Source organism: Paenibacillus cremeus (assembly GCF_007786445.1).
In the GTDB taxonomy this organism is placed as follows: Bacteria; Bacillota; Bacilli; order Paenibacillales; family NBRC-103111; genus Paenibacillus_G; species Paenibacillus_G cremeus.
Genome location: NZ_VNJI01000009.1, coordinates 68155 through 83206 on the forward strand (window position 1 = coordinate 68155; position 15052 = coordinate 83206).

Genomic DNA, 15052 nt, shown 5'->3' on the forward strand with positions numbered 1-15052 from the left:
CCAGCCCGCAGCCTAATGCTCGTTACTTTAACTGCAGCGAATCCAAATATTTAATCACATCATTGATTTGTTGATCCTGCAGCTTTGCTCCTGTAGGTCCGAATGCAGGCATTTGAGTGCCTGGCTTGACAGACTGCGGATTGGTGATCCACTTCTTCAAGCTATCGTCATTATGAGGCAGGATGCCGGCAATAAGCTCACGGGAAGCTAGACCGTTCAAGTTAGGACCTGCGCCAAGTCCTTGTGCATTCACCGCGTGACAGGACAAGCAGTTGTCTTTAAACACTTGCTCGCCGGCCTTCGCATCCGCTGGAACGACCGCTGGCGTCTTCATCTTAGCAACCCATTGGTCAAACGCAGCCGGGTCCATCGATTTCACTTTGAAGTCCATTAAGGAGTGAGATGCACCGCAAAGCTCCGCACATTTCCCTTTAAAGGTGTCGACTTCGTCCGCTTGCAGGTAGTACACGTTGGTGAGGCCTGGGTTGGTATCCATCTTACCGCCGAGCGACGGAACCCAGAACGAGTGCTTCACGTCTGCCGAAGTCAATTCGAAGGCAATCTTCTTGCCTGTAGGGATAACCAAGTCTTGCGCCGTTGCAATTCCCAGTTCCGGGTACTCAAACTGCCACCAGAACGCATGCGCCGTTACTTTTACATGGATGGCGTCTTTGTTTTGGCGATGATCCTCGAGCACCTTAAACGTATATTGAACGGTAGGTACTGCCAGGACCAGAAGCAAGATGATCGGAATCACTGTCCAGATGATCTCCAGTGTGTGGCTTCCTTCCACTTGTTTAGGCACGATGTCTTTGTCGCCTTTTTTCTTTCTGAAGCGAACAAGAACATACAAATAAATCAAGAAAACGACCACAACGACCAGAAGCATGATCCCAAAGCTAAGCTTCATTAGGAACAGCTGATCTCTGGCCACGGGACCTCTTGGCTGCAGGGTGGAAATTGTTTTGTCTCCACATCCCGCTAAAAGCATCATCATCAACCCGAAAAGAGGGATGAAGCGCCACAGATTTTGCCATCGATTCATCTTATCAATCCCACCTTATAAAGCAAATATTTTTCGTTCAAAAAAGGTCATTTTTTGTCAAATGAGCCTGTTCACCATTAATAACTATAAATTCGTGCCAATCTTTTGTCAATGAATCTAGGGAAGTTCACAAAACGTTCGGAACTCTTGTGGAACTTGGGTTTGCGGCCTCACGCCTCTACTTGGTTATTTCCATTTAGCGGTTGAATTATGCATGTTTTGGCCTTGCTCGATCAGCCGCATAATTCATCTTTTGGAGCCAATCCTAAGATCAAGTGGATCGACCCCGGTGCTGTCTTTTGATTGCAGCGCCACTCTTAAAAGGAGGTTTTCAATGGTGCGAATTTCTCGCTTTACGATGACGGCGGTCTCAATCAGCATGGCGACGGTTCTGTTAACCGGCTGCTTCAGCAAGTACGATTACAACAGCGCTAGTAATTACGGCAGCAAAAGGGATGCGCCGCGTCAAGACACCTCCCGCGCTTATCAGACTCAGCAGCAGTATGCCCCGGTTTCCCACAAAGTAACCAAACTGGAAATGAATCAATTTTTGTCGGATCAGGTCGCCGCAATGGACGGCGTAAGCAGCGCCATAATTATAATGGGAGACAATGTGGCGTATACGGCCATCACGATCGACGCCTCGGCAACAGGCACCAAAGGAGGCAGCGGAATATACGGAGCCGGTTCGGAAACGAACCATTATGGAATCGTAAAGGGCTTGTACAATCCGTATACGCCGCAGGACGATTCCCAGCATCCGAGCGTTCTAATCTCTCCAGGCAACGGCGCCGAGACGGAAATGCATCATGAGCATCTCTCGCATTTGTTCAAACAGAAGATAGCGGAAAAAATCCGCTCGCTCGATCCGTCCGTTCAGGACGTCTATATTTCCGCCAACCGAACAGTAGTGAACGAATTCAACCAGCTCGCGAAGGAAAGCTGGAACGGCCGGTCGCTGGAGCCTTACCGTGAGCAATTCATATCTTTGGTGGAGGGCACCTTCGGCACAAGCCCTACCATCCCGAATCAAGCGGAGGCCAATGGCCGGGAGCAATAAGATGCTGTCGAGAGCTGCACAAGGCGGGCTGCCGTGTGCAGTTTCTTTTTGTTCGGGATTCCTGTAGAATGCAATATTAAGTAGAAGCAGTCCAATGCCTATCGGACTGTATAAGGAGACATTATAATATGAAGAAAAATGATTTTGTCCAGCTTGGTGTAAGCGAGCCCATCGCTGAAGCGATGAGCCAGTTGGGGATTACCGAGCCGACGCCGATCCAGAAGCAAGCGATCCCGGCCGTGTTTGCCGGTAACGATATGATTGCGCAAGCGCAGACCGGTACGGGGAAAACGCTTGCTTTTGTGCTGCCGATTCTTGAGAGCATCGATCCGTCGCGTGAGCACGTTCAAGCGCTGATCGTGACGCCAACCAGGGAGCTGGCCATTCAGATTACCGATGAGGTCAAGCGCCTTGCTCCGATTAAAGGGCTGCGAGTGCTTTCCTGCTACGGCGGACAGGACGTCGAGCGGCAAATTCGCAAGCTCGAAGGCAATGTACATATTATTGTAGCAACACCAGGACGACTGCTCGATCATATGCGCCGTGAAACGGTACAGCTGCACAAGCTGGCCGTGCTGGTGTTGGACGAAGCCGATCAAATGCTGCATATGGGCTTTCTGCCGGAAGTGGAGCAGATTATTTCCGTCACGCCAAGCCGGCGGCAGACGCTGCTCTTCTCGGCGACGATGCCGCCAAAGATTCGCGATCTCGCCAAGGCTTATATGAAGCCGGCGGTCGAAATTGAAGTAAAGGCGAAACGCGTAACACTCGATGAGATTGAGCAAGTAGTGCTTAAGACTTCCGATCGCGGGAAGCTGGACGCGCTTTGCAAGTCGATTGACGAGGAAGCGCCGTACTTGGCGATGATTTTTTGCCGGACGAAGCTGCGGGCAAGCAAACTTAACAACGAGCTGCTGGAACGCGGGTACGCCTGCGATGAGCTGCATGGCGATCTGACCCAAGCGAAGCGCGAGCAAGTGATGAAACGGTTCCGCGACGCGAAAATCCAGTTTCTCGTAGCGACGGATATCGCCGCCCGCGGACTGGATGTCGAAGGCATCACGCATGTGTTCAACTATGACATTCCGCACGATGCGGAAAGCTATATTCACCGGATCGGCCGCACAGGCCGGGCCGGACAAACCGGTAAGGCGATCACCTTCGCCGCGCCGCGCGATGCCTACTATCTCGAGCTTATCGAGAAAGGGATTAAGGCTTCGCTCACGACGCGTTCGGCGAAGGCCTCGGATCGCGAGGTGGAGATTGCGGGCGAGACGGTACGCGGCGGACGTGGACGTGGTGGCGAAGGGCGAGGTACAGGACGCGGCCGGAGTGCAGGGCGCAGCAGCGGCGCGGAGCGTGGACGCGGCGGCGAGCGCAGCAGCGGTGCGGAGCGCGGGCGCAGCGGTGAGCGCAGCAGCGGTGCGGAGCGCGGGCGCGGTGGCGAGCGCAGCAGCGGTGGCGAGCGCAGCTTCGGCGCGGAGCGCGGACGCGGCGGTGAGCGCAGCAGCGGTGCGGAGCGCGGGCGCGGCGGCGAGCGCAGCAGCGGTGCGGAGCGCGGACGCGGTGGCGAGCGCAGCAGCGGTGCGGAGCGGGTGCGCGGCGGCGAGCGTAGCTTCGGCGCGGAGCGCGGGCGCGGTGGCGAGCGCAGCAGCGGTGCGGAGCGGGCGCGCGGCGGCGAGCGCAGCTTCGGTGCGGAGCGCGGGCGCGGCCGCGGTGGCGAGCGCAGCAGCGGTGCGGAGCGGGCGCGCGGCGGCGAGCGCAGCTTCGGTGCGGAGCGCGGGCGCGGCGGCGAGCGCAGCTTCGGTGCGGAGCGCGGGCGCGGTGGCGAGCGCAGCAGCGGTGTGGAGCGCGGGCGCGGCGGAGAGCGCAGCTTCGGCGCGGAGCGCGGGCGCGGTGGCGAGCGCAGCAGCGGTGCGGAGCGCGGGGGCGGTGGCGAGCGCAGCAGCGGTGCGGAGCGGGCGCGCGGCGGTGAGCGCAGCAGCGGTGCGGAGCGCGGGCGCGGTGGCGACGAGTGGTTCAACTCGGCGCCGAGCAAGCGTGGAGTGACGGCAGCGCGCGGGCAGAGCGCAGGCGCACGAGCAGGCCGCGGCGGCGATGCTGGGCGTGGCGGAGCGAAATCCGGCGGCGCGGGCGCGCGTAACAGCGGCAAAAGCAGCGGACCGCGTGGTCGGGGACGTTAATCAACAGCTATAAATTTCTGGAAACTACATCCAATACTTTCACAATAGCATCAGTTTGGATGAATTCCCAAACCGCCTGCGCAGCAAGGCTTCTGAGCAAATGAAGCTCCAAAGCTGGGCACTGGCTTTTTTGACCATCCGAGTGCTTTAGCACCTGGTAATGCTTTACCTCCTTTGCAGGGCCATGATAAGATAGTGGTAGTCTCATCGGCAAGGAACTGCACACTTCCCAAACGAAGGAGGGTTTCTATGTACGAATTGAAGGATAAGGAACTGATTTTTGTTTTTACGGGTCCCAATGGGGCCGGTCGAAGAACGGTGGCGCAAATGTCCGGCAGCACGCTGGGTATGAGACAGGTCATTTCATACACCACACGAACCCCCCGTTCATCCGAAGTCGACGGTCAAGATTATCATTTCGTATCCAAAGAGCAATTTGCTCAAGCCGAGGGTGACAAAGCCTTTGTCGAGGTCATCGAAATCGATGGCAACCGGTACGGGATCAAGGGTGCCGATGTCGCCGAAATGCTTCAAGCTCATGGCGCGGTGTATCTGATTCTGAATCGATACGGAGCGGAGACGCTCAAGAGCATTTACGGCGATCGTGTGGTCCGGATCTTCATCTATGCCGACCGCGAAACCGTCCTGAAACGGGAGCAGGAGCGCGGTGATTCACAAGAGCTGATTAACCGGTACATGTCCCATTTTGAAGAAGAAATGGCTTATAAAGAGTCCTGTGAGCACGCGTTTGAAAATACGGATCTGGCGCACACCGTCTTCGATCTGACCAAGGTGCTCGATGACCGCTACTTGCACCGCAAGCTGCTGGATCTGGACTAATCGAATTATACACAAAACAAATTAAAGGACCGGCTGGCTCAAATGAGCCGCGGTCCTTTTTAGCGAACATATTAGGAGGCGCAACCTGTTATGCCTATCATTTCCATCGAACCTACACCAAGCCCCAATACGATGAAGCTCAACCTATCGACTCGTCTTCCCGACGGCGTCAGACAGACGTTTACCCGCGAACAAGCGGCCACCGCGCCCGAGCCGGAGCTCCAAAAGCTGCTCGCCGTGCAGGGCGTGAAAAGCCTGTACCGCGCAGCGGATTTCATCGCCTTAGACCGGCTTCCCAAAGGGGACTGGCAGCATATTTTGGCTCAGGCGCGGGAGATCCTCGGTGAAATCGGCGCTGGGCAGCAGCAGCAGCCCAACGCTCAACCGACAACCGCTGCCGCACAAGCCCAGACCTCAGACCAAAACACCAGCTTCGGAGAAGTGAAGGTGCTGCTCCAGCATTTTCGCGGCGTGCCGCTGCAGGTTCGCGTCTCGAACGGACTGGAAGAGCAGCGTGCCGCGCTGCCGCAGCGGTTCAGCGACGCCGCCATTCGGGCTGCCTCCGCTTCCCCGAACCTCATTAAAGAACGTTCCCTTGATGAATGGGATACGAGATACGGCGAGCTGAAGGAGGTGCTGGACGAGGTGGTTCAAGAGCTGGACGCCACCTACAGCGATGAGCAGCTGGAGCACTTGATCGAACAAGCGGCAGCAGGACCGCTCACCGGCGAGGCCAAAGCGCTGGCTGACACCGGACGCCGCTCGCTCAGCTACGAAGAAACGCAGAAGCAGCTCAGCTCCGAAGACTGGAAGCAGCGCTACGCCGCCCTGCAGCAAATCAAGCCCTCGCAAACCACGCTGCCGCTGCTGATTCAAGCACTTCGCGACGAGCAGTCTACTGTGCGCCGGCTAGCGGCCGTTTATATCGGCGATCTGAAGGATCCGGAGGTGCTCCCTTACTTATACCAGGCGTTGCGCGACAGCTCTGCATCAGTGCGCCGAACGGCTGGGGATACGCTGTCCGATTTGGGCGATCCCGCAGCACAGGAAGCGATGATCGGCGCCCTGCAGGATTCGAACAAGTTGGTTCGTTGGCGGGCAGCCCGTTTTTTATACGAGGTCGGTGACGAGCAGTCGCTGCCTGCATTGCATCAAGCTCAGGAAGATCCCGAGTTCGAGGTCCGCATGCAGATCCGCATGGCCTTGGAGCGCATCGAAGGCGGTCAGGCGGCGGAAGGCTCGGTCTGGCAGCAAATGACGCGCCGCAATCAGCCATAAACTGACGGAGCCAAGGAGGCTAGCGCTGGCTTTTCCGCATATAATGCCGCGGCGATTGTCCGAACCTCCGCTTGAACACCCGCTCGAAATGCGTCAGCGTGTTAAAGCCGGAGGCATGGCAAATTTCCGTCACCGGCAGATCGGAGGCGGTAAGCAGCGACCGCGCAAACGTAAGGCGCAGATCCAGCAAATACTGCTGGAAGGAGTGTCCAGTCATTTTGCGAAAGCACTCGCTAAAATAATTCGGATGCAGCTGCGCCTGCCCTGCTGCGTCCTCCAGGGTCAAGGGGCTGCGGAAATGGTGATGCATATACACGAGCGCCCGATGCACCGTTGGATACAGGGTCGAGCCGGACTCGCCAAGCTTCCTGAATTCCAGAGTCTGGCGCTCACACTCGCGGACGAGCTCAATGAGAATGCGCTCCAATGTGCCGCGCACCACCATCGCTCCTCCAGTCCGCGGCTCCATCGCTTCCTTCCATATGCGCCGGAACTCCGCCTCCATGCCGGACGCCTGCTCTGCTTCGAACCGGACAGCCAGTTCGGCCAAATCCCGGAACAGCAGCTCATGAATGGCTTCGTCGACGCATCCCTCTTTGAACACGACGTTAAACAGCTCGATTCGGCCGCCGTCATCCGGATAAATCTCATGAAAATCCGCAGGCGTGAGCAAAAACATACTGCCAGGCGCCAGCCTGTGCGGCTCCCCATTCAAAATATTGGTCCCGCTGCCGCCGATCACAAAGCAGAGCTCATAAAACTCATGCCAATGCAGCTCCCACCTCTCCCGCACCAGCTGATGATAAATATGAAAAGGAGCGGACGGCGACAAGAACTGGTCGTTCGTCAGACGCCTTGGCTGCTGATTCCCGCTTCTCATCCCTTCCACTCCTTTGAACCGATCCATTTTGCTTCAATAATATCAGTGTAAGCGCCGTGTCCCGAAAAATCCAGACCTCTCCTCGCTCGCACTGCGTTTACGCGTTTACGAATGGGCTGCCTGCGATATCTTTTCCTCGAGCTAGCCAAATTTTGAAATTCGGGTTCCGTTCTGGAAGCACCTTGCGCTCCGTGGAAAAGTACCGCATCGTATACCCGCACCGGCGGTACGGGCTTGTATTGGGCGTGGCACCATGAATGATCCTCGAGTCGTGCAGCGAGCACTCCCCTCGCTCCAGCTCGAAGTACACGGCCTTGCTGTCGTCGATATTTTTAATTTGGGTGCGGAACAGGTTTTTGCTGCCGTCCACTTCCTCATAGTCGGAAAATCCGTTGTTGTGCGTACCGGGAAGGACGCGCATGCAGCCGTTCTCCTTGTTGCTCCGGTCGATAGCCAGCCACACGGTCACGATCTTATCGAAGCCGTTCAGCCGCCCCTTCCAATACGCGGAGTCCTCATGCCAAGGGGTAGCCCGCCCTACGTAAGGATCCTTACAAATAAAGTGACTGGACCACAGTCCGATGTTCGGCCCGAGAATCGGCTCGACCAGATCGAGCACTTTGTCATGCAGCAAAAACTTCAGCAGCCGCTCCTCGCGAAAATGCGGTGTATCCAGCTCATCGGACAGCTTGCTCCCCTTTTGCGCCAGCTGCTCTTCAAAAATGTCCGTCAGCTCCTGCAGCTCCTCCGGCGAAAACAGTTGGCTTTTGTACAGATAATAGCCGTTCTTCTCGTAGTCCCTCACTTGATCAACGGTCAGCGTACTCATGAACAACACCCTCCTCGCTAATTGGTTCCACCCTTTCACTATAATCTTCTTTCGTAAAAATGACTTATGGAATCGTAGGCAAAAGTTAGCGTATCTTCAGATGCCGTTGTTCCGCCCGAACTGCTATAATGTCGGTATAGGTTGGAATGATCGGATGGAGGCTTACAACATGAAACAACGATATGTGATATTTTCCGGAGGGATGCTGGGTCCTTGGGCGCTCCGAGAAATTGCCGAAGGCGACGTACTGGTCGGGGCGGATCGGGGTGCGCTTTATTTGGTTGAGCATGGGTACCGGCCGTCCATGTCACTCGGCGACTTCGACTCGATCTCCGAGAGCGAGCTGGAGCAGGTGCGGGAAGCCAGCGATCAGCTGCTCTCGTGCGATCCCGTGCTCAAAGACTTAACGGACACGGACATGGCCGTGACGTGGGCGCTCGACCAAGGGGCGGGCGAGCTCGTGCTCTGCGGTGCGCTCGGCACACGCTGGGACCACTCGCTGGCCAACGTCCATCTGCTGCGCAAGGCGCTCGAGCGCGGTGTGCCGTGCCGCATCGTGGATGGGCATAACGCGCTCACGCTCATGGACGGGCGGGCGAGCTTGACGGTGCAGCGCGGGCGGTACGACTACGTGTCGCTGCTGCCGCTTAGCCTTGAAGTGACCGGCATCACGCTGCAGGGGTTCCAGTACCCGCTGCAGGACGCCACGTTGACGATCGGCCAATCGCTGGGGATCAGCAATGTGCTGCTGGGGGAAATCGGCACGATCACGGTGCGGGACGGCCTCCTGCTCGTCATCCAGAGCACGGATACGGCGGCGCCCGCAGCAGACTGAAAAAAGCACGGAACCAACGGGATGCCCACCAAGGGGCACCATGTTAGGTTTCGTGCTTTTTTGCGCTGCTGGCTCAAGTCGGGATGACGGCCGCCGCTCCCGCTCCGCCTTCCTTGACGCCGGATTGGAGCTGGTACATCCGGTAATAGCGGCCCTGCAGCTTCATCAGCTGCTCGTGGTTGCCGCGCTCCACGATCTGACCGCGGTGGAGCACCAGAATTTGATCCGCCTCGCGGATCGTCGATAGCCGGTGTGCGATAACGAAGGTGGTCCGCCCTTCGCTCACCACGCGCAGCGCCTCCTGTATCAGCCCTTCCGTCTCGCTGTCGATGCTGGCCGTCGCCTCATCGAGAATGAGGATGGCCGGATCAAAGGCGAGCGCCCGGGCGAAGGAGATCAGCTGCCGCTGCCCCGCAGACAAGGTGCTGCCCCGCTCCACCACCGGCTCGTCGTAGCCGCCGGGCAGCTGCTCCACGAAGGAGGCGGCGCCGACGTCGGCGAGCGCTTTTTTCACCTGGTCGAGGCTGATCCTGTCATTGTACAAGCTCACGTTGAACTTGATATCGCCCGCGAACAGGAACGGATCCTGCAGCACGATGCCCATATGCTTGCGCAGCGCCTGCTTTGACATCGAACGGATCTCGCGACCATCGATCCGAATCTCGCCCTCCGTCGGCTCATAGAAGCCGAGCAGCAAATTCATGATCGAGCTTTTGCCGGAGCCGGTGTGCCCGACGAGCGCAATCGTTTCGCCCTTTTTCGCTTCGAAGGAGATGCCTTGCAGCACCGGCTCGCCGATCTTGTAGCCGAAGGTGACGTTGTCGAACACGACACGGCCTTCTGGACGCGGCACTTCATCGGTCTTAGCAATTTCCGAGCCCTCGATGTCCATGATGTGAAACACCTTCTCGGCCGAGATGATCGCGCGCTGCGCATTCATGATTTGATCGAAAATGCCGATGATCGGCTGAAAAAACCGCCCCGTGTAGTCAATAAACGCGTAGAACACCCCGAACGAAATGGCCGACTGAAGCGACTTGCCGCCAAAATACCAAATCGCACAGGCCGTAAACAAAGAGCCGACCAAGCCGGTAAAATTACGCGATGACAACGAGAACACCCGCATCTGCTTCCGGTTATTCTGGTACCGGTCGTCATTGAGCTTCTCAAACTCCTGCAGCCGATTTTTCTCTTGGCGGAACGCCTGCAAAATCGGCATCACGTTGATCGATTCGTTAATCATTGCGTTCATATCGCTGAGTCTTGCGCGCATGACCATGACGTACTTTTTGGAAAACTTGAGATGCACCATGACCACGACCGTAAACAGCGGCATGAACAGCAGCGTCACCAGCGCCAGCCTCGCATCCAACAGGAACAAGGCGATGTAGATGCCCGTGATGTTGATCGTGCTGACCACGAAGGTGGCCATGAAGCTCATGAACAGATCGCGGATGGCCTCCGTATCGTTGGCGATCCGCGAGACGACCTGGCCGATCGGCGTGTTGTCAAAATAGCGGATCGGAATACGCTGGATGTGGCGCATTAAGTCCATGCGCATGCGCTGAATGATGCGCAGCGCCGTCGTCTGCAGGGTGAACGCCTGCACGTAATGCAGCGCGCTGCCCACAAGCAGGAGGCCGACGAAGAGCGCCAGCCAGCGAATCACCGGGCCGACGTCGTTCGCGTAGAACTGCCAGACTTCTGCCTCAGATAGCTTCAGTGCAGGATACGTCTTCGTCTCCCCGCCGGGGAGCGTTTGGCGAACCTGAACTTGGGCCTCGGCACTCTTATCCGTGCTCCCGCCTTCGCCCACCAGCGCCCAGCTGCCTTGGTCAAACGCCGCCGGCTCCCGCAGCAAAACCATCCCGTTCCCCAGCTGCAGAATGCGTACCGGCTTCCAGCCTGTGCGATCGACCGCTGCGCCCGGCGCCCAATCCTCCCGCACAAACGTGCTGCCTAACAGCCCCACCCGCTTCATATCCGCGGGCAAGCTCATTCCGGCGTTCAGCTCGTACCAGGGCTGCTGGATGGCACCGATATGGCGGTCGATGATCGTTTTCGCGATGAACGGTCCCGCGAGCTCCGCCCCTACCGCACAGCAGAGCACTAACAGCGCGGCGGCAATGCGAAACTTGAACAGCATCGCATACGCCATCAATCGCTTGAAGATATGCGTCTTCTCACTAGACAGATTGTTGATATTATTGGAATTGGAATTCGGATCCATGCTCATGCCTTCCTTCGCACGTCCTTCCTCTGCATCTTATAATGAAGCCTCGAGCAAATGCGCCTCCAGCTGCTGGCGCTCGAACTGCTCTTTGTACCAGCCGCCGAACAGCATGAGCTGCTCATGCGTCCCTTCCTCGGCAATGCGGCCGTCTTCGAGCACGATGATCCAATCGGCGTGCATGACCGCGGAGAGCCGGTGGGTGGCGATGAGCGTCGTTTTGCCGGCGCGTTCGGCGCGGATATGCCCGAGGATTGCACTTTCCGTACGGGCGTCCACGGCGGAGAGCGAATCGTCGAGCATAAGAATCTCCGGATCGATCAGCAGCGCCCGGGCGATGCTCACCCGCTGCTTTTGACCACCGGAGAGCATGACGCCGTTCTCGCCGACGATTGTCTGCAGCCCGTCCGGGAGCTGCTTCACGTCCTCCGTGAACGAGGCCATCTCGATCACCCGGCTGATCGCTTCCGGCGAAGCGTCCGGCCGCCCGAGCGCAATGTTGTCGCGCACGGTCTTGGAGAGCAGCAGATGCTCCTGCGGCACGTAGCCGATCCACCCGCGGATGCGCTCTGTCGCCAGCTGCTCCACCGGCACATCCGACAGCCGGACGCTGCCCGGCGCCACGGGATAGAAGCGGAGCAGCTGCTTGAGCAGCGTGCTCTTGCCGCCGCCGGTACGCCCGACGATGCCCAGCGTCTGCCCGCGCTCCAAGCGGAGCGAGACACCGCTCAGGCTGTCGCTTGTTGCACCCGGATAGCGGAACGTCAGCTCGCGCAGCTCGATCGATTCCGGCCTTGCCAGCTCCACGGGCTTCGCCGGGTCCTGCACATCGGCCTGCTGCTCGAAGCTGCGGGACAGCCGGTCGACCGAAGCCGTTCCGCGCTGCAGCACGTTGATGAACTCGCCGAAGGAGATCATCGGCCAAATCAACATGCCGAGGTAAATATTGAACGAGACGAGCTGCCCCAGTGTAATTTCATTGTGAAAGACCAGATTCGCGCCGTAGCCGATGCCGATCACATAGCTCATGCCGACGATCACCGAGATCGTAGGATGAAACAACGCGTTGATCGCCGAGACACGCACGTTCTTCTCCATCACATCGCGGGTGACGCGGTCGAACGCCGCCAGATCGTGATCCTCCTGCACATACGAGCGAATGACGCGCATCCCGGAGATCGACTCCAGCGCTTGATCGTTCATGCGACCGAAGGACGCCTGCGCCGCCACAAACCGCTTGCGCGTCTGCTTGCCCAGCACGCTGATCAGCACGGTGAGCAGCGGCAGCGGGATTAAGGCGGCCAGCATCAGCTTCCAGCTAATCAGCGAAATCATGGTGATCAGCACGACCGCGATGCCGACCACTGTAGTGACCAGCGTCATGACGCCGTAGCCGGACGTTTGGCCAATCGCCAGCACATCGTTGGTAGCCAGCGCCATCAGCTCACCGGTCGTATTTTTTTGAAAAAAGGATGGCGTCATCCGCGTCAAATGCTGCAGTAGTCTGCCACGCAGCAGCTTTTCCAGCAGCACGGAGTTGCCGAACAGCGTCGTGATCCACACGTAAATCATGCCGTACATCGCAACCGCTAGACAGACCAGCAGCAGCACTGCGTGCCGAAGACCTTCCGCCGTCAGCGACCCGGTGCGAATTTCGTCAATGACACCTCCGATCATTTTGGGCGGAATAATATTTAAGATGCTTACCGTGGCCATCAGCACGATCGCTAGCAGATACCGGCCCCAGCGTTCGCGAAAAAACCACGATAAACGAGCTATAAATGACATTGCGGTTGTCTCTCCTTTCAGCATCCCATGGGATATCCACTAGAATACCATATTTTGGTGCATTGAGCATCGGCAAGTAACATTTTAACGATGTGGTCCGACTCACCATAGCCCTTGACATGAAAAATCGCAATATGGTATATAAAAGGAAGAATTAGCACTCATCAATTAAGAGTGCTAAACAATCGAGAGGAGCTAGGTTCATGGCAAAGAAAGAGTTTAAAGCAGAGTCCAAGCGGCTACTGGAAATGATGATTAATTCCATTTATACGCAGCGGGAAATCTTTTTAAGAGAACTGATCTCCAATGCGAGCGATGCCATCGACAAAATTTACTATAAAGCGCTCACCGACAATGGGCTGGTGTTCAATAAAGAAGACTACTATATTAAAGTGACGGCGGATAAAGCGAACCGGACGCTGACCCTTTCCGATACCGGGATTGGGATGACGAAGGAAGAGCTCGAGAACAACCTCGGGGTCATCGCCAAAAGCGGTTCCCTGGCGTTCAAGAAAGAGAATGAAGCGAAGGATGGCCACAACATTATTGGGCAATTCGGCGTAGGCTTCTACTCCGCTTTTATGGTGGCAGATGTCGTTACCGTGATCAGTAAGGCGCTCGGCAGCGACGAGGCTTACAAGTGGGAATCCGAAGGTGCGGATGGCTACACGATCGAGCCTTGCGAGAAAGCAAGCGTAGGTACGGAGATCACCCTGCAGATCAAAGCGAACACCGAAGACGATCAATACGATGAATTCCTCGAAGAATACCGCCTTAAGGCGATCATCAAGAAATATTCGGACTTCATCCGCTACCCGATCAAGATGGAAGTCACCTCCCGCAAGCCGAAGGAAGGCAGCGAGAATGAGTTCGAGGAAGTGCAGGAAGAGCAAACCGTCAACAGCATGGTGCCGATCTGGCGTAAAAACAAAAACGAGCTGACAGCAGAGGATTACGAGAACTTCTACTACGAGAAGCGCTACGGCTTCGACAAGCCGCTCAAGCATATTCATATCAGCGCGGATGGCGCGGTCGTCTACAATGCGATTTTGTTCATCCCGGAAAATACGCCATACGATTATTACACCCGCGAGTTCGAAAAAGGACTTGAGCTCTACTCCAACGGCGTGCTGATCATGGACAAATGCGCCGATCTGCTGCCGGATTACTTCAGCTTCGTCAAAGGGATGGTCGACTCCGAGGATTTGTCGCTTAACATCTCCCGCGAGCTGCTGCAGCATGACCGCCAACTGAAGCTCATCGCCAAGAACATTAAGAATAAAATCAAAAGCCAGCTGCAAAGCCTGCTGAAGGACGAGCGCGAGGGGTATGACAAGTTCTACCAAGCGTTTGGCCGTCAGTTAAAATATGGTGTCTACGCCGACTATGGCATGAACAAAGAGGATCTGCAGGATCTCCTCATGTTCTACTCCTCGACGGAGAAGAAGCTCGTGACCTTGGACGAATACGTGTCGCGCATGAAGGAAGACCAAAAGTACATTTACTACGCTTCCGGAGAAAGCAACGCCCGCATCGAGAAGCTGCCGCAAACGGAGCTCGTGGCGGACAAGGGCTATGAAATCCTGTACTTCACAGACGAAATCGACGAGTTCGCCATCAAAATGCTGATGAAATATAAGGAGAAGGAATTCAAATCCGTCTCTAGCGGCGACCTGGGCATCGAAGCGGAGGACAAGGATCAGGCATCGGAGAATGATGAAGCGGCGAATAAGGAATTGTTCGACTACATGGCGGGTCTCTTGAACGGCAAAGTGACCAAGGTGAAAGCGTCCAAGCGGCTCAAGTCCCATCCGGTCTGCCTGTCCACGGAAGGCGAAGTCACGATCGAGATGGAAAAGATTTTGAAGGCGATGCCGAACAGCGGAGACGTCAAAGCGGACAAGGTGCTCGAGATCAACGTGAACCATGAAGTGTACCGCTCCCTTAAGGACGCGCTGAGCAAGGATAAAGAGAAGCTTACGCTCTACACCCACCTGCTGTACAACCAAGCGCTTCTCATCGAAGGCTTGCCGATCAGCGATCCGGTTGAATTTACGAACGATATTTGCAAGATCATGGTGTAA

At 56.7% G+C, this 15052-nt stretch carries 11 protein-coding genes; 6 read left to right on the plus strand and 5 right to left on the minus strand.

Annotated features, from left to right (window positions below; translation table 11 throughout):
- Positions 1-22: 22 nt before the first annotated feature.
- The gene (coxB, locus tag FPZ49_RS09135; RefSeq protein WP_144845768.1) at positions 23-1045 is read right to left on the minus strand and encodes a cytochrome c oxidase subunit II; all 1023 of its coding nucleotides are present in this window, start codon (positions 1043-1045) and stop codon (positions 23-25) included.
- Positions 1046-1379: 334 nt separating this feature from the next.
- Between coxB and FPZ49_RS09140 the strand changes: the two genes are divergently transcribed.
- The 4 genes from FPZ49_RS09140 to FPZ49_RS09155 all read left to right on the plus strand — a co-directional run bounded on the left by FPZ49_RS09140 (position 1380) and on the right by FPZ49_RS09155 (position 6406).
- Positions 1380-2105 carry a YhcN/YlaJ family sporulation lipoprotein gene (locus FPZ49_RS09140; RefSeq protein WP_261381330.1) on the plus strand — a complete coding sequence of 242 codons (726 nt, stop codon included), beginning with the start codon at positions 1380-1382 and terminating at the stop codon, positions 2103-2105.
- A 128-nt stretch (positions 2106-2233) separates the two neighbouring features.
- Positions 2234-4288: a DEAD/DEAH box helicase gene (locus FPZ49_RS09145; RefSeq protein WP_144845771.1), complete on the plus strand. Its 2055-nt coding sequence runs from the start codon at positions 2234-2236 to the stop codon at positions 4286-4288.
- Positions 4289-4537: 249 nt separating this feature from the next.
- Positions 4538-5128: a guanylate kinase gene (locus tag FPZ49_RS09150; RefSeq protein ID WP_144845773.1), complete on the plus strand. Its 591-nt coding sequence runs from the start codon at positions 4538-4540 to the stop codon at positions 5126-5128.
- Positions 5129-5218: 90 nt separating this feature from the next.
- Positions 5219-6406: a conserved virulence factor C family protein gene (locus tag FPZ49_RS09155; RefSeq protein WP_144845775.1), complete on the plus strand. Its 1188-nt coding sequence runs from the start codon at positions 5219-5221 to the stop codon at positions 6404-6406.
- A gap of 19 nt (positions 6407-6425) precedes the next feature.
- On the opposite strand, the gene FPZ49_RS09160 is transcribed toward FPZ49_RS09155, so the two are convergent.
- Both FPZ49_RS09160 and FPZ49_RS09165 read right to left on the minus strand, forming a co-directional pair.
- Positions 6426-7286 (minus strand): AraC family transcriptional regulator, encoded by an 861-nt coding sequence (locus FPZ49_RS09160; RefSeq protein ID WP_186445702.1) that lies wholly within the window; start codon positions 7284-7286, stop codon positions 6426-6428.
- Positions 7287-7383: 97 nt separating this feature from the next.
- Complete coding sequence (locus FPZ49_RS09165; protein WP_144845779.1) at positions 7384-8115, minus strand: phytanoyl-CoA dioxygenase family protein; 732 nt, start codon at positions 8113-8115, stop codon at positions 7384-7386.
- A 169-nt stretch (positions 8116-8284) separates the two neighbouring features.
- Here FPZ49_RS09165 and FPZ49_RS09170 point away from each other — a divergent pair, with 169 nt between their 5' ends.
- The gene (locus FPZ49_RS09170) at positions 8285-8950 is read left to right on the plus strand and encodes a thiamine diphosphokinase (protein ID WP_144845781.1); all 666 of its coding nucleotides are present in this window, start codon (positions 8285-8287) and stop codon (positions 8948-8950) included.
- A 73-nt stretch (positions 8951-9023) separates the two neighbouring features.
- Here FPZ49_RS09170 and FPZ49_RS09175 read toward each other — a convergent pair whose 3' ends face one another.
- Both FPZ49_RS09175 and FPZ49_RS09180 read right to left on the minus strand, forming a co-directional pair.
- Positions 9024-11180, minus strand: a complete 2157-nt coding sequence (locus tag FPZ49_RS09175; RefSeq protein ID WP_144845783.1) for an ABC transporter ATP-binding protein — start codon at positions 11178-11180, stop codon at positions 9024-9026.
- Between the two features lie 36 nt (positions 11181-11216).
- Entirely contained in the window at positions 11217-12968 is a 1752-nt protein-coding gene (locus FPZ49_RS09180; protein WP_144845785.1) for an ABC transporter ATP-binding protein, read from the minus strand.
- A 203-nt stretch (positions 12969-13171) separates the two neighbouring features.
- On the opposite strand from FPZ49_RS09180, the gene htpG reads away from it, so the two are divergent.
- On the plus strand, positions 13172-15052 hold the full coding sequence (htpG, locus tag FPZ49_RS09185) for a molecular chaperone HtpG (protein WP_144845787.1): 1881 nt from the start codon (positions 13172-13174) through the stop codon (positions 15050-15052).